This window comes from Virgibacillus halodenitrificans, assembly GCF_001878675.1.
Taxonomy (GTDB): domain Bacteria; phylum Bacillota; class Bacilli; order Bacillales; family Amphibacillaceae; genus Virgibacillus_Q; species Virgibacillus_Q halodenitrificans.
This window is the reverse complement of sequence record NZ_CP017962.1, coordinates 1,832,087-1,852,736: the sequence shown is the minus strand read 5'-3', so window position 1 is coordinate 1,852,736 and position 20,650 is coordinate 1,832,087. Positions and strand designations below refer to the sequence as shown.

Annotated in this window: 22 protein-coding genes; 2 read left to right on the top strand and 20 right to left on the bottom strand. The window is 35.3% G+C overall.

The window, feature by feature from the left end:
• Window positions 1–65 precede the first annotated feature (65 nt).
• The gene (locus tag BME96_RS09720) at window positions 66–1,037 is read left to right on the top strand and encodes an asparaginase (RefSeq protein WP_071648974.1); all 972 of its coding nucleotides are present in this window, start codon (window positions 66–68) and stop codon (window positions 1,035–1,037) included.
• A 60-nt stretch (window positions 1,038–1,097) separates the two neighbouring features.
• Here BME96_RS09720 and BME96_RS09715 read toward each other — a convergent pair whose 3' ends face one another.
• The 8 genes from BME96_RS09715 to BME96_RS09680 all read right to left on the bottom strand — a co-directional run bounded on the left by BME96_RS09715 (window position 1,098) and on the right by BME96_RS09680 (window position 8,673).
• Complete coding sequence (locus BME96_RS09715) at window positions 1,098–2,078, bottom strand: YpdA family putative bacillithiol disulfide reductase (RefSeq protein ID WP_019378351.1); 981 nt, start codon at window positions 2,076–2,078, stop codon at window positions 1,098–1,100.
• A 96-nt stretch (window positions 2,079–2,174) separates the two neighbouring features.
• Window positions 2,175–3,452 (bottom strand): Glu/Leu/Phe/Val family dehydrogenase, encoded by a 1,278-nt coding sequence (locus BME96_RS09710; RefSeq protein WP_019378350.1) that lies wholly within the window; start codon window positions 3,450–3,452, stop codon window positions 2,175–2,177.
• 217 nt (window positions 3,453–3,669) lie between these two features.
• Complete coding sequence (locus tag BME96_RS09705) at window positions 3,670–4,263, bottom strand: genetic competence negative regulator (protein WP_019378349.1); 594 nt, start codon at window positions 4,261–4,263, stop codon at window positions 3,670–3,672.
• Window positions 4,264–4,402: 139 nt separating this feature from the next.
• On the bottom strand, window positions 4,403–5,170 hold the full coding sequence (locus BME96_RS09700) for a metallophosphoesterase (RefSeq protein WP_019378348.1): 768 nt from the start codon (window positions 5,168–5,170) through the stop codon (window positions 4,403–4,405).
• Window positions 5,171–5,215: 45 nt separating this feature from the next.
• Window positions 5,216–5,482 carry a hypothetical protein gene (locus BME96_RS09695; protein WP_019378347.1) on the bottom strand — a complete coding sequence of 89 codons (267 nt, stop codon included), beginning with the start codon at window positions 5,480–5,482 and terminating at the stop codon, window positions 5,216–5,218.
• 3 nt (window positions 5,483–5,485) lie between these two features.
• A complete protein-coding gene (locus BME96_RS09690; RefSeq protein ID WP_019378346.1) occupies window positions 5,486–6,058 on the bottom strand; it encodes a CPBP family intramembrane glutamic endopeptidase in 573 nt (190 codons plus the stop codon).
• Entirely contained in the window at window positions 6,045–7,595 is a 1,551-nt protein-coding gene (locus tag BME96_RS09685) for a RecQ family ATP-dependent DNA helicase (protein WP_071648973.1), read from the bottom strand. Before BME96_RS09685 ends, BME96_RS09690 begins: the two co-directional genes overlap by 14 nt.
• Complete coding sequence (locus BME96_RS09680) at window positions 7,585–8,673, bottom strand: YpbB family protein (RefSeq protein WP_071648972.1); 1,089 nt, start codon at window positions 8,671–8,673, stop codon at window positions 7,585–7,587. Before BME96_RS09680 ends, BME96_RS09685 begins: the two co-directional genes overlap by 11 nt.
• 236 nt (window positions 8,674–8,909) lie before the next feature.
• On the opposite strand from BME96_RS09680, the gene BME96_RS09675 reads away from it, so the two are divergent.
• Window positions 8,910–9,158 carry a ferredoxin gene (locus BME96_RS09675; RefSeq protein ID WP_060678854.1) on the top strand — a complete coding sequence of 83 codons (249 nt, stop codon included), beginning with the start codon at window positions 8,910–8,912 and terminating at the stop codon, window positions 9,156–9,158.
• 59 nt (window positions 9,159–9,217) lie between these two features.
• On the opposite strand, the gene BME96_RS09670 is transcribed toward BME96_RS09675, so the two are convergent.
• From BME96_RS09670 to BME96_RS09615, 12 genes are all read right to left on the bottom strand, one after another.
• Window positions 9,218–9,595, bottom strand: coding sequence for a DUF4430 domain-containing protein (locus tag BME96_RS09670; protein ID WP_019378342.1), 378 nt, complete (start codon window positions 9,593–9,595; stop codon window positions 9,218–9,220).
• 50 nt (window positions 9,596–9,645) lie between these two features.
• The gene (locus BME96_RS09665) at window positions 9,646–11,418 is read right to left on the bottom strand and encodes an ATP-binding protein (RefSeq protein WP_071648971.1); all 1,773 of its coding nucleotides are present in this window, start codon (window positions 11,416–11,418) and stop codon (window positions 9,646–9,648) included.
• Window positions 11,418–12,134, bottom strand: coding sequence for a response regulator transcription factor (locus BME96_RS09660; protein ID WP_019378340.1), 717 nt, complete (start codon window positions 12,132–12,134; stop codon window positions 11,418–11,420). The genes BME96_RS09665 and BME96_RS09660 overlap by 1 nt, the downstream gene beginning before the upstream one ends.
• A 191-nt stretch (window positions 12,135–12,325) precedes the next feature.
• Complete coding sequence (ccsA, locus tag BME96_RS09655) at window positions 12,326–13,516, bottom strand: cytochrome c biogenesis protein CcsA (protein ID WP_019378339.1); 1,191 nt, start codon at window positions 13,514–13,516, stop codon at window positions 12,326–12,328.
• A gap of 26 nt (window positions 13,517–13,542) precedes the next feature.
• A complete protein-coding gene (resB, locus tag BME96_RS09650) occupies window positions 13,543–15,186 on the bottom strand; it encodes a cytochrome c biogenesis protein ResB (RefSeq protein WP_071648970.1) in 1,644 nt (547 codons plus the stop codon).
• Window positions 15,187–15,216: 30 nt separating this feature from the next.
• Entirely contained in the window at window positions 15,217–15,792 is a 576-nt protein-coding gene (resA, locus tag BME96_RS09645; protein ID WP_019378337.1) for a thiol-disulfide oxidoreductase ResA, read from the bottom strand.
• A 58-nt stretch (window positions 15,793–15,850) separates the two neighbouring features.
• Window positions 15,851–16,588, bottom strand: a complete 738-nt coding sequence (locus BME96_RS09640) for a pseudouridine synthase (RefSeq protein ID WP_019378336.1) — start codon at window positions 16,586–16,588, stop codon at window positions 15,851–15,853.
• Between the two features lie 80 nt (window positions 16,589–16,668).
• Window positions 16,669–17,199 (bottom strand): spore maturation protein, encoded by a 531-nt coding sequence (locus tag BME96_RS09635; RefSeq protein ID WP_019378335.1) that lies wholly within the window; start codon window positions 17,197–17,199, stop codon window positions 16,669–16,671.
• Between the two features lie 95 nt (window positions 17,200–17,294).
• The gene (locus BME96_RS09630; RefSeq protein ID WP_071648969.1) at window positions 17,295–17,876 is read right to left on the bottom strand and encodes a nucleoside recognition domain-containing protein; all 582 of its coding nucleotides are present in this window, start codon (window positions 17,874–17,876) and stop codon (window positions 17,295–17,297) included.
• Window positions 17,870–18,967, bottom strand: a complete 1,098-nt coding sequence (locus tag BME96_RS09625) for a D-alanyl-D-alanine carboxypeptidase family protein (RefSeq protein ID WP_060678842.1) — start codon at window positions 18,965–18,967, stop codon at window positions 17,870–17,872. The genes BME96_RS09630 and BME96_RS09625 overlap by 7 nt, the downstream gene beginning before the upstream one ends.
• A gap of 318 nt (window positions 18,968–19,285) precedes the next feature.
• Window positions 19,286–19,870: an SMC-Scp complex subunit ScpB gene (scpB, locus tag BME96_RS09620; protein WP_019378332.1), complete on the bottom strand. Its 585-nt coding sequence runs from the start codon at window positions 19,868–19,870 to the stop codon at window positions 19,286–19,288.
• Between the two features lie 2 nt (window positions 19,871–19,872).
• The gene (locus tag BME96_RS09615; protein WP_071648968.1) at window positions 19,873–20,610 is read right to left on the bottom strand and encodes a segregation/condensation protein A; all 738 of its coding nucleotides are present in this window, start codon (window positions 20,608–20,610) and stop codon (window positions 19,873–19,875) included.
• Between the last annotated feature and the right edge of the window lie 40 nt (window positions 20,611–20,650).

Sequence of the window (20,650 nt, the reverse complement as noted above, 5' to 3'; positions counted from 1 at the left end):
CGATAACATCATCCTATCATTAAGTTAACTTATTGGGAATAACAAATTTCAAAGTAGGTGAGTATATGAAAAAAATACTAATAATACATACTGGTGGAACAATCTCTATGTTAGAGAACAAAGAAACAGGAGAAGTTGCGGAAACAAATACACATCCCTTAACTGACCTTTCCTATCATTTTAGCAAATATGCACAAACAGAAGAGATGGTAATATTTTCGTTACCATCTCCCCATATTACACCTGAGCATATGTTAAAGCTATCTGAAGAAATAAAGAAGAAGTTATCTGATTATGATGGAATTGTGGTAACTCATGGCACTGATACATTGGAAGAAACAGCTTACTTCCTTGACTTGGTAATCCAGTCCTCCAAGCCAGTCATATTAACAGGTGCCATGCGATCTAGTAATGAAATAGGATCAGATGCTTTATATAATTTAATTAGTTCAATAAGGGTGACTGTTGGAGAGCATGCTAGAAATAAGGGCGTCCTTGTTGTGATGAACGATGAAATACACACGGCAAAGAATGTAACAAAGACCTCAACAAGTAATGTTGCAACATTTCAAAGCCCCCAATATGGTCCTTTAGGAATTATAACTAAAGATGCAATTATATTTCATCACACACCAATTGCGCATTACTCTTATCCTATAGATAAAATAGATAAAAAGGTCTTTTTATTAAAAGCTTATGCAGGTATGGACCTATCCTTGTTGGAAGCGATCATACAAGCAAAACCAGATGGCTTGGTAATCGAAGCATTAGGCCAAGGAAATTTACCAAAAGAAACGATAACTCCATTACGCGATCTAATTCAAAATCAAATTCCAGTTATTCTTGTTTCCAGATGTTATCAGGGGATCGTGCAGGCAACCTATGGATATGAAGCTGGTGGAAAACAATTGAAAGAAATGGGAGTTATTTTCGCCAATGGACTAACAGGTCCTAAAGCAAGAATAAAATTACTTATTGCTCTGCAAAATGAATATAATCTCGAATCACTTCAGAAGATGTTTGAACGTGAATTTTAATTTTTTAAAAAAACTTGTAGAAAGTAATTAGATTTTCTACAAGTTTTTTTATTGCTATATTTATCTATAGTCCAAAGAAATATGGTTTGCGATAGCCTCTCCGTGAAAGCGACCATTTTCAATGAAAATCTCATTATTATTATAACCTGAAGCAACTACCCCAGCAATATAGATACCGGGAATATTTGTTTCATAAGTATTTTCATTATAGTTAGGGCGACCATTATTTTTGTTGATTTCAACACCAGACTGTCTTAAGAAAGAAAGATCAGGATGATACCCAGTCATTGCAAACACATAATCATTTTCAATTGAGTAATCTTTGTCATCTACTGAATAGTGGACCTTTTCTTCTGTAATCTCCGTCACGCATGCATTAAAATACATGCTTATTTTTTTATTTCTCACCAAAGAATCAAATTCCGGAAGAATCCATGGCTTTATACTTTTTGAATATTCGCTTCCGCGGTATAAAACAGTGACGCGCGCGCCTGCTTTGTGAAGTTCAAGAGTTGCATCTACGGCGGAATTCTTTCCGCCTATTACTAAGACATTCGAATCAAAGTAAGGATGAGCCTCTTTAAAATAATGCATTACTTTTGCCTTATCTTCACCAGGTATTCCCATATAATTGGGTTGATCATAATAACCAGAAGCTATAATTACGTGGTCAGCGAGATATTTATTTTCTCCACCAGCTTTGTATTCTGTATTAACTTCGAACAACTTATTCTTTTTATTTATTGATACCACTTTTTCAAATGGTTGGATTCGAAGGTTTTCACGTTCGGCTACTGTTCTATAGTAGGCTAAAGCTTGATTGCGGACAGGTTTTTGTTTTTCCGTAATAAAAGGAATCCCTCCAATTTCCAACTTTTCACTGGAACTAAAGAAGGTTTGATGTGTTGGGAAATTATAAATTGTATTTACTATATTTTCTTTTTCAATGATGAGCGAGCTTATACCTTTTCGTTGTAATTCTATAGCACAAGACATCCCACAGGGCCCACCGCCAATAATTATTACCTTTTCTCTATTCAATTCTATGCACTTCCTTTAATTAAACGATAACTTAACTAATGAAAAAACTCTTATCCAACTATACATGATAAGAGTTTTTTCGTCATATGATTTGTTTTATACCCAACCGCGGAATCTGGATGCTTCTGCCATTTTTCTAACTCCAACCATGTATGCTGCCAAGCGCATATCTACACGTCTTGTTTCAGCTACATTATAAATGGAATTAAAGCCTTTAATCATAATTTCATGAAGCTTTTCCTCAATCTCTTCTTCAGACCAATAATAGCCTTGATTATTTTGAACCCACTCAAAATAAGAGACTGTTACACCACCAGCTGAGGCAAGCACATCTGGAACAAGTAAAATACCTCTATCAGTTAAAATCTTTGTTCCTTCAATGGTTGTTGGACCATTTGCCGCTTCTACTACAATACTGGCTTTAATATTATGAGCATTCTCTTCTGTAATTTGGTTTTCAACTGCAGCTGGAACTAATATATCACAATCTAACTCTAACAATTCTTTATTTGAAATTGTGTTATTAAAAAGTTTTGTAACAGTTCCAAAACTATCTCTTCTGTCAAGTAGATAATCAATATCCAGTCCTTCAGGATCATGCAACGCCCCATAAGCGTCGGATATGCCTACAACTTTTGCCCCTGCATCATGTAAAAACTTAGATAAGAAGCTACCAGCATTACCAAATCCTTGCACTACAACTCTAGCGCCTTTTACATCAATGCCCTTTTTCTTAGCAGCTTCATTAATGCAAATTGTAACACCTTTTGCAGTTGCAGATTCTCTTCCATGGGAGCCACCGAGTACAATCGGTTTACCTGTAATAAAACCTGGACTATTAAATTCATCAATGCGACTGTATTCATCCATCATCCATGCCATAATTTGTGAGTTTGTAAAGACATCCGGTGCCGGAATATCTTTAGTTGGCCCAACAATTTGACTAATAGCACGAACATAACCTCTACTTAAGCCTTCAAGTTCACGGAATGACATTTCGCGGGGGTCACAAATAATCCCGCCTTTACCACCGCCATAAGGCAAGTCAACAATACCAGCTTTCAGACTCATCCAGATTGAGAGCGCTTTAACTTCTTTCTCAGTTACATCCGGGTGGAATCTCACGCCTCCCTTTGTTGGTCCAACCGCATCATTATGCTGTGCACGATACCCAGTAAATATTTTAATTGACCCGTCATCCATGCGTACTGGAATTCTGACAGTCATCATACGGATTGGTTCTTTTAGTAATTCAAAAACCTCGTCTGGGTAACCCAGTTTTTCCAATGCTGTTTTAACAACAGTTCGTGTTGAACTTAATACATCCATTTTATTACTTCCCTTGGTAGAATCTGCTGCTTTATCGGCTACCATTAATTTACCTCCTAGAATATCTATAAATATTTTATAAATAGCTGTACTCAGAGATTAGTATACACTTTCATCATAATTATGCAATAAAATAAAATGATTTTATACAATTATTTTATTTTTGATTCTATAAGTAGTGTTTCTATTCCTGGTACTGCGGAATAGTTAGTTAAAAATCATCAATTTTTATTATGTGGAGATAAACAATTCACATATCCTATTACTTATCATCCTTGCTCATTAAAAAATACTGTACTACCTGTTGAACAGCTTGGGAAGAGAATATTATCTTTCCATATTCTTTTAAGCGTATGGACGTAATAATACTAGGAAAAGCATATTCTGACATAATAGCAATGATATCTTCTTTATGTTGACCGTTTAGATCTTCCTCATTTAACAACACATAATATGAATCGCTCATATAATATATCTCTCCACCATTAACTCCTAATGGAGATAAATAGGAACAAACTTGGATAATATTCTCAAAATCGTTAAATGAGAAAATCAATTCATTGCTTTCATCAAGAGTGACCTTCATTTCAATAAAATCCTCATCGTACTCCATCTCTTCTTTCTGTGTCACAATCACATGCATCCCTTGAGCTTGCATTAATTGTACTTGTACAAGTAGCATTCCTTCCAATTCAAAGCCAAGCTCTGAACTTGCCTCATACATCATATCACTAAAAAGCGTCCGGACACTTGATGCATCATGCCACAAATCTTCTTTCGTAAAACCACGTTCGATCAAATCATCAAACGTTAAGAAAATCGTAAACTGATCGTCAGACATTCTTTCAATGCGCATACAGTATCCTCCTTTGTATTGCAAAATACAGAATCCTTATTTCTTTAAATGTGCTGTAAAATACAGCGTTAATTTAATCCTTTATATACTATATGCAAATTTTAAGATTGTTGAACACGGCAACTTCTTTAGATTAGCATTAATTTCTCTTCAATTGAAGAATATGGCACTCTGCGTTTGTTCCCAGACGCAAAGGCAAGGTAGTATAACCGTATCCCTCACTAATTAACACATTCGTATCTCTGATCTTTCTAAGCTTACCTCTTTCATATGGCCCTTTGCCAAAAATCCGTATTTGCCCACCGTGTGTATGTCCAGCTAATACAATATGAAACATATCTTTTTCGTTGTTATTTAACTCCATGTAAGTGCTTGGATCATGTGTGATAAGTAGTTTATATCTACCCTTGGATTCGTTCATAGCTGCTTCAAGATTGACGCTTCCATACCTATAACAATCAAGTCCTACTAAGCTAATAATATGATCTCCTCTTTTTAAATCTTTACTAGCATTCAACAGTATATTGACATCTTCCTGTTCAAGCATACGTTTTATTTTTTCAGGAGAGGCTTCATAGTCATTGTTCCCCCAAATAAAATAAATGGGTGCGTGCATGTTTTTTAATTTCTTAATGTTATTTCTAATCCTATCAAGCGGAACTCCTTTCTCCGTTAAATCTCCTCCAATAACGATAATATCAATTTGGCTCAATATGGTTTTCAGTGTTGTTGTCCTAATCGACCTTCTATGTATATCAGAAATAAAGAAAATCTTAAAGCCATTAAATTTAGCGGGTAACCTTTCATCTCTGATTGTCTGATATCGTACATGATCATGATGTGCCAAAAATAACATATAGCAAAAAAGTATAGCACCAATACCAAACAGTGTAGCTATGAATAACAATACTTTTCCTCCTATCCATATCACCAGAATGTTATATATTTTAGATCAATACCACAGGTAATATGCTATGAGGACAAGAAAAGTCAGAGCAAGAAATACAATGATAAATCGGATGAATGCACTACTGACTTTAACCTTGGTTGATTTTTTTGTCGTATGTACTTGTTTTCTGGGTGGCAAATTTAATAAATCTATTTTAGTAGTTTCATCATCCTCAATGTTTCCTTCTTCTGCTATATCTATGCTTTTTTCATCATCTGTAACTAATTTTCTTAGTTCGGTTGCTTGATCTTTAGATTGATTAGAATCCATTGTTTACACCTCTTTTTTTAAGCGGATGAGTAACGCAAGTACAAAGTCTGTTATAAAATGAGCTGTGATGGTTACAACTAAATTTCCAGTCAGCTCAAATATGTACCCTATCAAAAAACTGACAAACAAAACAGAGATCAATAAGACTGGTTTCTTCAAATAACGAAGGTGTACCAAAGCAAATGTTATACTTGCAACTATATACCCGAAAGAACTCTGTATTACTCCTCTAAATAGCATCTCTTCCGCAATAGCAACAAACATCGTAATTAACAATAAAGATGAAAAAGTTATGTTATTAAATAAGCGCTTATTTACCCCACCATCATCATAATATTCTGGTGGAAAAATTAACATTATAAGCAAGTCTATCAGCACAATAATTAAAGCTGTTCCTATACCAAACCAAACTATTTCTCCAGGGTCTATCTCGAATAAGTCGAACCACCTCGAGGGTGGATCAAACAAGAAGAAACTCAAAAGTAAACTTCCCAAAAAAAATACAGTCTGGGTTAATACTACTTGTTGTCTTAATTCTTTATCAGTTAGTCGTTTAATTAATTCAGATTGTTTCATCGGGTGCCTCTATCAAAAGTAATTTTCTTAATTTTGTCTTCCAAGTATCATCCATCCCTTTTTTTGCTATATTAGTTTGTGGGGGATTCCATTGAGACCATTGGAAGTCACAATTACTACAGCATTGAAAAAGGGGTGATTTAACAGTGTTTTGAAATGCACTATACAGCCTCTTTCTCAGGCAACTTTTCTCCTCTGTCCATCTTAGAATTTCGGTAAGATTTTTTTCTTTTAAGCCAGACCTCTGATTCCTTAGTTTTATTATTTCTTCCTGTGCAGTTTTCCATTTCACCGGCTCGAAATAAATTGCTCTTCTTTTAATTATCCCTCTCTTTTCAAATTGAAAGAGTAAGAACCTCCACTGAATTTCACTTAATTGAAAGTAATTCTCTATTTCAATGTTATCAGTTGGCAGGGATTGATTCGCTATAACTAATTTTTCAAGTTGATGAAAAGTATATTCGATCTGATTATTAGTAGGGAGTTCTCCTTGAATCATAGATTGGGGAATATAAATATCACCAGGAGAAGACAAAAGTAAACTAACACATGTGTCTCCATCCCTTCCTCCCCTTCCCACTTCTTGAATAAAGCTTTCCAAATTCGGAGGCATATGAAAATGTATAATTAGCCGAATATTACTTTTGTTAATTCCCATCCCGAATGCACTTGTGCAACATATTACATCCAACTGATCATTCATAAACTGTTGTTGGATTGTAACACGGTCATATTGATCCATACCACCATGATAAAAAGCAATTCGAGCTTCTGTATTGCTTTTTAACTGTTCGGAAACCTTTTCTGTAGCTTCTCTGCCAGAAAAGTAAATAATGGTAGGTACCCTGTATTTATTAAGTAAGGGCGTTATTACCTGTAATTTTTCATTTTCGTCTACTACTTGCTGCACACTAAAAGTGATATTGTCTTTGTCCATGGGGTGTACATGGCGTGCGAATTCTTTTCTTCCAAGCGTTTTCACAATATCTGATTGTACCTGCAACGTCGCTGTTGCTGTCAACGCTAGTATTGGTGGATTATTTAATAATTCTATAGTAGATGCAAGTCTAAGATAATCTGGACGAAATTCATGCCCCCATTGAGAGATACAATGTGCTTCATCAATTACAAACAAACTGACGTGAAGTTCTTTTAGTAACCTCTGCAATCTATCCTGCTGTAAAATTTCTGGAGAAACATATACTAATTTATAGTAGTGTATATTTTTGTAGATGTGGTTTCTCTCTGATCTGGAAATAAAGCTATTAATTGCAGCTACTTTCTTGAAATGCGAGGCCTTCAATTGCCGCACTTGATCAACCATCAGTGAGATCAATGGGGATACAACAATGGTTACTCCTTCCAGAAGCTTTGCAGGTAACTGATAGCATATGGACTTACCTGAACCGGTAGGTAAAATGCCTAATACATCTTTCCCTTTCATTACATCCAGGATTATTTCTTCCTGACCTGTACGAAAAGCAGAATAGCCAAAATGTTTTTGTAAATTTTCTCTTAATATACGTTTATTTATCACGTTTATCACCTGAATGGGTTGTGTTCTTAATTAATGACAATACTAACCTGATCTCAAAGTAGCTTACTTCGTGATTAATATTCTCTTTAATATCTTTTAACATATACGATTTTGTTTGTTGGATCGCTTGCATTATGGATTGTTGAGTTTCTTTATTAACATACTTTTCAATTGGGAATGTTCGATCATGGATGGCGATTTCTACAATATGATCATATATTGTATTATATTTTAATTTTCTAATCTGGGCAATTGCAGGAATATCATGTCCCTTTTGTAAAAGTCGGTTTGTAATTATTGCTGAATTCGTTAATAGAGTATTTTCGGTTTGGAGGTCAGCTGCAATAAAGGTGAGAAAAGGGAATCGCTTTTTATTTGTAATTACAACCTGCAACATATTTTGTGTCATTGCTGTAATTAATAATTGTACTTCCAAATATGACTTACCATATTTATTTGCCAGCTGATCTAAGCTTAATCCATATTGGTCAAAACCAGTTAAACGGTCAATAAATAGATGAGCTTCTTCATCGGTAAAATAAAGAAATAATTTTTTAAGTTCCTCATACAATTGGTTGAGTATTTCTCTGGGTTGATAAACAGAGCTGCTATAAATTTTCTTCACCCACCTTTCTGTCTCTGGATCATTGACGATCGGTAGAAAAGAGTAATTATTCAATGTTGTATTCGTAAATGTTTGAATGAGGAGTACTAATCGCGAGTAAAACTTTAGTGAAGTGTTAGCATATGTTAGACCATTAAAGTAATGAATGGAGGAGCTACCAATATTTTTGCCCAACCATTCATTTCCTAATTCTGTCAACAAATAGGTCGCTATTTTTGGTTCTACATCTGTTTTTTTTATTAAATTTTGTCTAAGTAATTTCTGCATTTCTTTATTAAAATCAGCTTTTCTAATATTTTTAGCGCTAGAATAAAATTCTGTCAGTCGATACATATGAATATCCTGTATGGTTTGTATCGAGCGCTTTCCTTTAAGAATATGAAAGATAGCTGAGCTGGAACGTTCCCCATTTAGTCTCTTTATACATGTGAGTAGCAGTGCTTCTAATATCAATCTGTTTCTTCCTTTACTTATAAAATTATTGAATTACGGCACGATCAGATTTAAACTATAGTAAAGGGTTTTGAACAAAAACGAAAATGCCTTAAAATAAAAGGTACAAGATAAAATCAAACACTTGTGACTTTACTATTAAGGTCTGTCTGTCGGAAGTTAGACATAGCCAGAAAGAAAATCAAAACCTTTATACTTTTCTTAAAAAGCTCCCTTTAGACGAAGGAGGTTCTAAAATGTCTAAATTCACAGCTGTTGATCAAGAAACATGTATAGCCTGCGGTGCCTGTGGCATTAACGCTCCTGATATATTTGATTATGATGATGAAGGAATAGCATTTTCCTTACTTGATAGTAATTCGGGCACAGTAATCGTTCCGGAACATTTGGAAGAGGATCTAATAGATGCTTGGCAAGGCTGTCCGACTGACTCCGTAAAAGTGTCAGAAGCTCCATTTAAAAATAATCTTAAATGTGTTAAGTAAATATTTAAATACCAGTTTTATTGGAAACTGGTATTTAAATAAATAACACTTACCTATATTTACTTAGAAGAATGAAAATCAAATACAATTTTATCCCCAGGCTTTAGCTCGTAATTCTTTGGGTTTTCAGTAGTTGCCTCTCCGTTAACAGTATAGTACCACTGCTTTCCCTTATTCTCTTCTATTGACAATCGTTCAATCGAGGTAATTTCATCATTGTGGGAATTTGTTTCTACATAAAAATTATTCATCATTACATCAAGTAGATTATTCCCTTTTTCTACTGATATTTCTTTTTCATGTAGATATTCACTCCCATTGTCCTTTGAAATTGTAATTAATACATTATTTTCTTTCTTACTCATTTCATCTCCGCATCCAGCCAGCAAACAAATTATAATTAATATTATTCCCAGCTGAAGTGGTTTTTTAATCATCTCCAAACCCTCCACAATTTCACAAGTAGGTTACTTGATAACGAAAAAAATCAGCTTAGATTTTGATCAAGATGGTGTAGCTTAAACATAAAAGTAGTTCCTTGATCCAGCTTACTTTTTACCGTAATCAACCCATTATGAGTATCAATAATATTCTTTGCTATAGATAAACCCAGGCCTGTACCTTTTTGTTTATGAACTCTTGTCCTAGATTTGTCTGCCTTATAAAACCTTTCAAAAACAAACGGCAGATCTTCCTCAGAAATTCCACTGCCATTGTCAACTACCTTAACTTGAAGGGCTTCATTATCAGAAAAAACTTCAACATTTACATAGCCATTTTCTGCCGTATGACGGATAGCGTTATCAATTAAATTTGTAAAAACCTGATCAATTCGGTCAGGATCAAAATAAGCTGTAGGAACTTCAAGTTTTTTGGAAAGAGTTAGAGATACATTATTATCGTTTGCCAGTCCACTGAATTTCTTCATTATACGATCTACATATGGACCTATCTCAACTTCTTCGATATTTAATTGAATATTTCCTGCTTCCATTCTAGCAAGATCTAATAATTCATTTACTAATCTTCCAAGCCGGAGTGATTCATCATGAATAATTTGTGCCAATTCATTTTTTTCCTCTTTAGAATCTGCAATATCATCTACAATTGCCTCACTATAGCCTTGAAGCATAGAGATAGGTGTTCTTAGCTCATGTGACACATTTGCTATGAAATCCTTCCTGAGCTTATCCAAGCGTCGCTCGTCTGTCATATCCCGAACCACAGCAACCGCTCCGCGCACGTAGGATTGGTCATATAAAGGTGTCATAAGCATTACCCAGTTTCTTCCTTGTAGACTGAATTCATGTAAGACTTCTGGTTTCCCTTCAATGACTTCCCTTAACAACTCTTTTAACTCATCAGGAATTTTTCTTTCTTCATTGTTGACAGTTATGTTATTTTCAAAATACCAATCTTCAATAAACTGCTTTGCAGGTCCATTCGTTACAATCATATCGCCATTCCGATTCATTGTAATTACACCATCAGCCATTGAGCTAACGATGCTTGAAAGCTGTTCCTTTTCTTGTCTTAATGCGTTTATATGAAACTTTAACTGTCTTCCCATACGATTAAATGCCAAAGCCAATTCCCCTATTTCATCATGAGTTAATATCGGCACTTTCGTATTAAATTCTCCACGAGTTAGATCAAAAGCAGCTTCACGCATTTTAATTAAAGGCGAAGTTATTCTTGTTGATAGGAAAAAAGCAAATATTGTTGTAAGTACAATAGCAATTCCAGCAGCTAAAAAAATTATTTTAGTAGTTTCTGCTTTAGTTTGTTCTATAACATCCAAAGATTGGTAGACAAATATCGCACCATTTCCAGGAATAGGCATTCCAACAATCATTACTTCGGTTTCTTCATTTGGCAGTGTAATTTGTTTCCTAATTTCTCTCTTTTCAGTCAGTACATTTCTTAAATCAGGTTCATGATTGATTAGTTGTCTGTTTAGTTCCATTAACTCTTTATTTTTACTATCAGAAACCCAGCTTTCTCCATCTCCAAAGAAAATTGCAATTCTACTGGCGGGGTTTTTCACTCGTTCAGTAGTTTCCTCAATTAGCGATGTATTTTGATGCTGTTCCACAAGGACTGAAACCTTTGTAGCTGTTTGCATCATTGCTTTTTCAGCCTCTTGGATGTGGAAGTTTTCGAAAAACTGGAGTAACAAGATTGTTAAAATAAAAAGTACAAATGAAACAAGTAGCAAGATTGTAATTGCCAGCTTCCCTACTACACTACGCCAGAACATTAAACATCATCAACTTCGAATTTATAACCTACACCCCATACAGTCACAATCATTTTTGCAGCATCCTTGGAAACATTATTAAGCTTTTCTCTAAGACGTTTCACATGGGTATCTACTGTACGTAAATCACCAAAAAATTCATACTGCCAAACTTCTTTCAATAAATGTTCACGATTGAAAACCTTGTCTGGTGACTTTGCTAGAAAGCATAATAATTCGTATTCTTTTGGCGTTAAGCTAACTTCCGCGCCATCTGCTGTAACCCGATGTGCATCATGGTCAATTGTGATATGTGGGAAAACGATGATATTGGTAGAAGTTGATTCAGTCTGATTAAAAGCACCTGTGGTTACTCTTTTAAGTATAGCCTTAATCCGTAAAACAACTTCGCGAGGGCTAAAGGGCTTGACAATGTAGTCATCCGCACCAATTTCAAAACCCTGTACTCGGTTGGCCTCTTCTCCTTTAGCAGTGAGCATAATTACCGGTGTTGATTTTTCTTTTCTTAGCTCTTTACAGACTTCTATCCCATCCATTTCCGGCATCATAATATCAAGTAAGATAACATCATAATCATTATTTAATGAAAGTTCTAAAGCGTCTGTACCATTATCTGCCTCTTCTACTGTGAAATCTTCACGTTCCAAATACATTCGAATCAGTCTTCTTATTCTTTCTTCATCGTCTACAACTAAGATTTTCGGTGATGTTTCCATCAGTGTTCCCCCTTTGCAATTACGGAAAAATAAAAAATATTAAACAATTAACTAATAATGACTCGCCTTATCTAATATAGTAATAGTAGGCTAATAATATTATCTCTTTACATAGAGTATAAACTATAAACTATAAAAAGTATAAGAAAAAACAAGGCATCTCTTTTTCAAAAGATGCCTTGTTGGAAGAATTAAGCGTATGAATGTAAACCTGCCAACACAAGATTTACTGCAACTAGATTAAACATAATAATAGCGAAACCTACAGTTGCGAGCCAGGCAGATTTTTCTCCATGCCATCCTCTGGAAAGTCTTAGGTGAAGAAAAGCAGCATAGAAGAACCAAGTAATTAGCGCCCATACTTCTTTCGGATCCCAGCCCCAGAAACGTCCCCACGCTTCCTGTGCCCAAATTGCAGCAAATATTAAACCACCTAAAGTAAATACAGGGAAACCAATTGCTACAGCTCTATACGTGATTTCATCAAGTAAATCAGGTTTAGTATTTTTCAACAATGGTTGAATAACTGCACCAATTCGTTTACGAAGTACAACTCGTAAAAGTACGTATAATACAGTTCCGGTTATAAACGACCAGATTAGTGTATTAAACTTTCTGCCTGCATCTGCCCCGTGCATCCAAGCAGGAGTTTCAAATAAAGGTTGATTTGCATCTTTCGTTAGCAATTCCCCATCATTTGGACCTGCTATAGGAGGTAAATGATAATTAGACTCCAAAGTTTGTCCGCCTGTTGGATAAGTAAAGGTAGCATTATAATTCATCATATTAAAGGTTACTGTAATAACAATAAAACCAACAAACACGATTAATGAGTACAATACTACTTCTAGCCATGCTGTGCGTTTACTGCTCTTCGTCTGGTCAATTTGTCTTATTAAATAGATCAATCCCGATACAAAGCTAAAGGCCAAAATACCTTCTGCAAGTGATACGGTTGTGACGTGAATATATAGCCAGTGACTTTGCAACGATGGAACCAATGGCGATATATCAGTAGGGAACATGCTGGCATATGCAATAATAATTAATGCAACTGGTAATGCAAATAATCCTAAAACCTGCAAATCATAGATAAAGTAAATGATGATAAATGCCAGTACCAGAGACATCCCGAAAAAGGTCATAAACTCAAACAAATTACTAACAGGTACATGACCACTAGCTATCCATCTGGTCACAAAATATGTGAGTTGGGATAAAAAACCAATAATAGTAATAGTAATTCCTATTTTACCAGCATTTCCCTTCTTTGAACTTGTGCGTTTGTCCTTTATCGTAGCAGCAAAAAAAATGGTTGCTATTAAGTACAGTATAAAAGTTATATATAACATCGTACTACTGATCGTTGTTAAATCTCCCATGTATATCCTCCTAATATAAACATTGGTTAATCATCAAGTTCCTGCTGATCATTCACCATATTAACTTGTGTACCAGCTATCACTTTTTCAATGTCTTTTTTGACACCAAACCAGTTTTTATTTGTATGTGCAGCCATTAATAAACCACCATTTGATGGTTGTATCCAAATTCTTCTATGCTGCCAATACATCCCCTGTATTACACCAATCATGAAGATCAACGCCCCTAGACCGAAGAAAGGTAAGGAGTAGTCACGCTTTACAGCTAAACCACTAACATCATGCATTTCAAAGTCGGTAATTCCTAACTTATAATCATTTTCACCAGTAGCATCAATATTCTTACCTATGCCTAAAAAGCTAACTTCTGCTTCTTCGCTATCTGGTGGATATACTAAGAGTACAAATGCAGGATTTCTGGGAAAGTTAGTTTTTGAAGCAGGAATATTATTATCGTTTAAGTAATAGTCAGGATAATATTTACTTATCTCCACTTTAAAACCGTTATCTAAAATGTATTCAGGTTTAGGCGAATTTAATTCAATTGTAAACGATCCCAGCGCTTTTTCTTCTGCATCCTCAACTTCATGCAATTTAAATGTCATGTTGGTAAACTCATTTAATTGGTAGCCAGATTGGTAAATCGAATAACCATCGAATTGGATCGGTTGATTCATACGAATACTATCTTCAATAATTTTTGTTAGGTCAGGGTCTGCTCCTGGTACGGAAGATTCCTCTGCTTTATATATAATAGCATTTGTCTGAAAATTGCTTGGGATCTCTCCACCTTCTTTAACAATTGCTTCCTGGAATTTTTTGTCATTTTTATCATATGTTTCAATGATAAAATCTTTGTTTTCTATATAATACTCTCCGTCTGTTCCAGGAATCACTAATTGCTGTCCCTCTCTTACCCATACGTATTCATTGGTATAAAACAGCGGGGTTAAGCGCAAAATCGCTGCAAGTAAAATAATAATTAAACCAATATGATTGACATATGGTCCCCACCTTGAAAAACGGCCTTTTTCAGCTAGGATATGACCATTCTCTTCTTGAAGCTTATACTTTTGATTTTTTAACTGTTGTTTAATTAATTGTATCTCTTCATCGGTCACAGCATTCGTTTCACTGAACAATCGTTGTCTTCTCAAAAAAGTTTCATGACGCTTGGCTTTTTGTTTCTTTAATGCTTTGTATAGCGGTACGAAACGGTCCAAACTACATATAACTAGAGAAATACCGATTAAAGCGATTAATACCATATACCACCAAGAACTATATAAATTATGGAATCCAAGCTGATAAAAAATTAAACCAAAAATACCATATTGAGCCTCGTAGAAAACAGCTGGATCCCGGGATGGTGCATCGGCAGGTATGTACATTTCTTGAGGAAATATGGACCCAATTGCTGAAGCGATCAAAGCAAGAACAATCAGCCATACCCCTACTTTAACAGATGAGAAAAAACTCCAAATTTTATCAATGATGGATTTATTGTATGTTTGAGATCTTCTTGCTGTACCGTCATAACGCATGTTTAATAGCTTTTTTTTATCATTTCCGTCAATATGCTGGTTTCCTTCAATCGGCTTTCCACATGATTCACAGAGCACTGTCCCTTCCGGATTAACATGCCCGCATTCACACTTTATTTTATTCATTTAAATCCCTCGCAATAAGTTAAAATGATATTAGCTTTTCGGCTTAATATCCTGCAAATAACTTTCCAATCTCTCTAACGTCAAGGCCCCTTCCACAACTTCAACTATTTCGCCTTGCGGATTAATAAATAATGTGCTTGGAATCGGCCCTATTTTATACAAATCCTTCACTTCACCTGATTTATCAAACGGAACAGGAAATGTAAGACCATATTCATCGATGAAACGTTTAACCACTAATTGAGTGGCATCAAGACTTACAGCTACAATCTCAACTCCTTGTTCTTTGTATTTTGGATAAAGCTTTTGCATATAAGGCATTTCAACTTTACAAGGCTCACACCATGTGCCCCAAAAGTTAAGCATGACTCCTTTTCCCTTTAATTCGCTAAGTTGAATTGTTTCTAGCTCATTATTCTCATTAATCTGTTGGAGCTGAAAATCCGGTGCTTTGTCACCCGCTTTATAAATAGCATTATCTTTCTGAAAATGGGAAACAAGTGCAAAAATGACTGCACCAACTAAAATTGCTAATATAATCGAACGAAAAATCAGGCGATTACGTTTCTTTACTTTCTTATTTTCTCTAATTTTGTCTAAGCTCAAGCCGATCACTCCCTCAGCTATTATACCATTTAAGCTTACTTCTAATTTTGACTATTGTTTAACAATTTTCTAATGCAAGATTTCTCATTTGCTTTACTTCTTTTGGAGTAAGCGGTCGATACTTCCCTGGTTGCAAACCTTCCAATGTTAACATGCCATACTTTTCTCTTTTAAGCTTAATAACAGGATAGCCAAGCTTGTCCATCATTCTACGTACATGTTTATTTTTTCCTTCCTGCAAGGTTAACTGAATAATACTAGTATTTTTATTTTTGTCCGTAGAAAGGATATCGTAACGTACAGCCTTCAATAAGTCTCCCTCGTCGCGAACTCCTTTTCGCAGTAAGCCCAATTCTTTTTTTGTTGGGAGGCCTTTAACCTTAGTAACATATACTTTTTCAATTTGATATTTAGGATGCATTAGCAAATTAGCGAACTCACCATCATTCGTAAGAAGAAGAAGTCCAGACGTATCATAATCTAATCTTCCTACAGGAAAAACTCTCTCTTGTATATCTCCAAGTATTTCTGTTACGACTTTTCTCCCCTTGTCATCCTTCACACTAGAGATAACCCCTCTAGGTTTGTAAAGCATATAATATACAGGCTCTTCTTTTTCTAAAGGAACTCCATCTATTTCTATCTGGTCTCCTTGAGTTACCTTTGTACCTAATTCCGTAATTGTTTTTCCATTTACTTTTACTTTTCCATCTATAATAAGTTGTTCCGCTTTTCTTCTCGAAGTAACTCCACTTTGTGCTATTACTTTCTGAAGTCTTTCTAAAGAGTTTGTCATCTTTTTATCACCATTTCCACAAAATTTTCTTACACAATAATAGCGTTAACTTTATGTTAACGCTACTAAGTCATTATTTATTATCCAAACACCAATTTTACTACAATTACTGATGCTATTATACCAAGAAGGTCTGCTAATAGTCCAACTTTTAAAGCATATCCCATTTTCCGAATACCCACTGCTCCAAAGTATACCGTTAAAATGTACAATGTCGTATCAGTACTTCCTTGCATCGTGGAAGCAAGTCTTCCAATAAACGAATCAGGGCCATGTGTGCTAATTAGCTCTGTAGTCATTCCCAAAGCAGCGGTTCCTGATATAGGTCGGACAATTGCTAAAGGAATAATATCAGGCGGAACGCCCATATAGGAGAGAGCCGGTGCTAGTAAGCCAATAAAAGCTTCCAAAACCCCAGAGCTTCTTAAAATTGAAATGGATACAATCATACCTACTAAAAAAGGAAGTAAGGAAAATGCCATCTTGACACCATCCTTTCCTCCTTCCACAAATGATTCATAAGCTGGTACTCTTTTCATTGTAGCGGTTATCAAAACCAGAAGTAAAAAGCACGGTATAAGCCATGTGCTTATAGAGGTTATTAACTGCATGATCTATCCCCCCACATTTAATATAAACTTTTTCGCCTATTTACTTATTCAAAAGAAGATTGCTTCAATTATTTTTAACATAGCATAAAGCATGGTTATTTTTTGTTTTCTCTATAGGCGAAAAAGCGATCAATTAGTATAGCTCCAGTGGAAGAGATGACAGTAGCAATAATTGTTGTACCAACTATTTCTGTTGGTGAGACAGAATCATATTGCATTCGTATAGCTATGACGGTTGTTGGTATGATCGTGAGACTAGAGGTGTTTAATGCCAGAAATGTAATCATAGAACGGGATGCAGTTTCGCTACCGCTTAATTGCTTCATTTGTTCCATTGCTTTTATGCCTAGTGGTGTTGCTGCATTTCCTAACCCAAATATATTTGCAGTAAAATTACTTAAAATATACCCCATGGCCGGGTGATCCTTTGGCACTTCGGGAAATAATCGAGTTACAAAGGGGCGAAATAATTTAGTCAGGAATTTTAATATTCCAGCTTCTTCAGCTACCTTCATAATCCCAAGCCAGAACACAAGAACACTAATGAGACCAATCGATAGAGTTACTGCTTCCTGAGCGCTTGCAAATAATGCTTTATTTACTTCTTCCATTGTTCCATTAAACATTGCATAAATAATACCTATGATCGCCATAGAAGCCCAAATTATATTTACCATATAGAATTCATACCCATAACTTTTTCTATCATGTATTTTAGATCTGCGGATAAGTCCCTACGTTTCGGATGATCATATACAGAAGCTTGCAGTATAGGTTGGTTGTTAAGGTAAAATACCGACTTACCTATCGGATTATTAGCTGATTGCTTGGTTTTAGCAAGCAACACGTTTTTCTGCACTATCCTGTCCGTTTCATCTTCAGTTAGTGGGTATTCTACATCATCCCTGATATAACCTGAAGTCAGATTGTTTATGTCATCAAGTTTATATAATTTTTCTCCCTTTTTTTCCACTGTCTTCATTTTATAATTTTTAAAACCCCATTCAAATAATTGAATATGGTCATTCCAATCGTCTGGTGCATCTAAGGTAACGGCAATTAACTTCATCCCATCTTTTTCAGCAGTTGTGACAAGTGTTCTTCCAGTCTTTTTGGTATAACCTGTCTTTCCTCCTGTACAATATTTATAATACTGAGTAAGTAATTTATTTTTATTTCTCCAGCTGTAGGTTCTTGCATCAGATAAGTAAGTCTCTGCTCCACTAATTGCTCTAAATTTTTTATTATCCATTGCATATTTTGTAAGCAATGCCATGTCGTAAGCTGAAGAATAATGCTCCTTTGCATCAAGACCATGTGGGTTCATAAAATGAGAATCATTCATACCTAACCATTTAGCCTTTTCATTCATTAAAAAAGTAAAACCTTCCTCACTACCGCCTACGTGCTCACTAATGGCCACCGCGGCATCGTTTCCAGAGCGAAGCATCAAGCCATATAAAAGGTCTTCCAGCGTCATTTTTTCCCCTTGTTCTAAATATATTGAAGAACCCTCTGTATAAACTGCTTTACGGCTTGCAGTTACTTTCTTGTCTAAATTTCCAGATTCAATTGCTATAATCGCAGTCATTATTTTTGTAATACTGGCGATGGATTGTCTATCGTAAGCTCTTTTTTCAAATAAAACTCTTCCTGATGAAGCTTCCATTAATATAGCATTATTAGCTGAGACTGCAGGGGATGCTTGTCCAATCCTTGGGAAAGCAATAATTAACAAAATAGTCATCGTAAGTATGATATACCGCATAATAGTTCTCCTCCACCGTAGTAGTGTCTTTATATAATATGCTTGTATATATCGAGTATGAGTAAATTTTACATTCTACCATCGTCAAAGATCGAGAAGTACTGTTCGCTAATGAAACTGAGAGTACATGCTCTCCAAAAATAAACAAAAAAGTTGACGTTAAGTCAACTTTTTTTTACGTAATATTGTATTATGCCTGGTTATGTAAGATGAAATTTGCTTGAATGGACAATTAATTTCACTGGTAATTTCATTTTCAGCAATTATATGGCTATTCCTATTAGCACCGGCTTACATACCCAGCTCTGCATTCACCTATCATTCACTTAATTTTTCATTGAATTGTTTAAAGAAAAGATCTGCATCTTCCTCTACATTGCTTGGATCTGAGACCTCTGGAAGTGGGGGAAGTTCTTCTAGAGAAGTTAATCCGAAGAACGTTAAAAACTCTTTTGTTGTTGCAAAAAGAACTGGTCGACCGATTCCTTCTCTTCTTCCTACCTCTTCAATTAGCATACGAGCAATCAATGTTTGTACTGGACGATCACTTTTAACTCCTCTTATTTCCTCAATCTCAGTTCTGGTGATCGGTTGTCGATATGCAATAATAGCAAGTGTTTCCAAAGCTGCCTGGGAAAGCTTCGTAAGCATTGGTGTTTCCAACATCTTTTTATAATAGGAACTGTGCTCAGGTTTAGTTGTCATATAGTACTGTTGATTTGACTCCAAAATAGTTACTCCTCTGTGTTCACTTTCGTAGTCAAAACGTAATTCTTCCAATATGTGAACAACATAATCCTCGGGCACCTCTATAATTTTTGAAATTTGTTTGCAAGTAATTCCTTCGTCCCCGCTTGCAAAAAGGAGACCTTCTAAGATCGCTTTGTGTTCCGTAATTTCCACGTTTATTCCTCCATATGATAAACATATAAAGCTTCAAAATGTTTCTCTTGATTACAATAGACTTTATTATCTTTCATTAGTTCCAGTAATGCCATAAAGGTAACTACAATCGCACTATTTGATGGAACGCTGAATAATTCATAAAATAGCAAGCCCTCTTTAGCTCTGCTAACTTGTTCAAATATCTCGTCCATCCGGTTTTCTATAGATATTTCCGCCTTACTTATTCTTGTCTCCAGTGGTTCTTTCCATTTCTTTCTTTCCATCATCTTTCCAAGCGCGTGCAACATATCATACACAGAAATATTTCCTCTAGTCAAGGTAGGTGGTTCATTTAACAATTCTTCAAACGAAGAAGGGGGACGTGTGTGAACTTGATTTAAGTCTTCTTCTCTCTCCCTTAATTTTTCTGCAGCCTCTTTATATTTTCTATATTCAATTAGCCGCTCCATAAGTTCAGTCCTTGGGTCTTCCATATACTCCTCTGTATCTTCCACTATATCAGGCTTCGGCAAGAGCATTTCGCTTTTAATGGCAACCAATGTTGCAGCCATTACCAAGTATTCACTTGCAACGTTCAATTCAAGTCGTTGCATTGTATGTATATAGTTCATATATTGTTCAGTAATTACAGCAACTGGAATATCATATATATCTATCTCATATTGGTTAATTAGATGTAAAAGTAAATCAAGTGGCCCCTCGAACTTATCTAGTTTCACCTCATATGCCTGATTCATTTTTAACAACATCCTTTCTAATTTTTGTTGCATGAGTTTG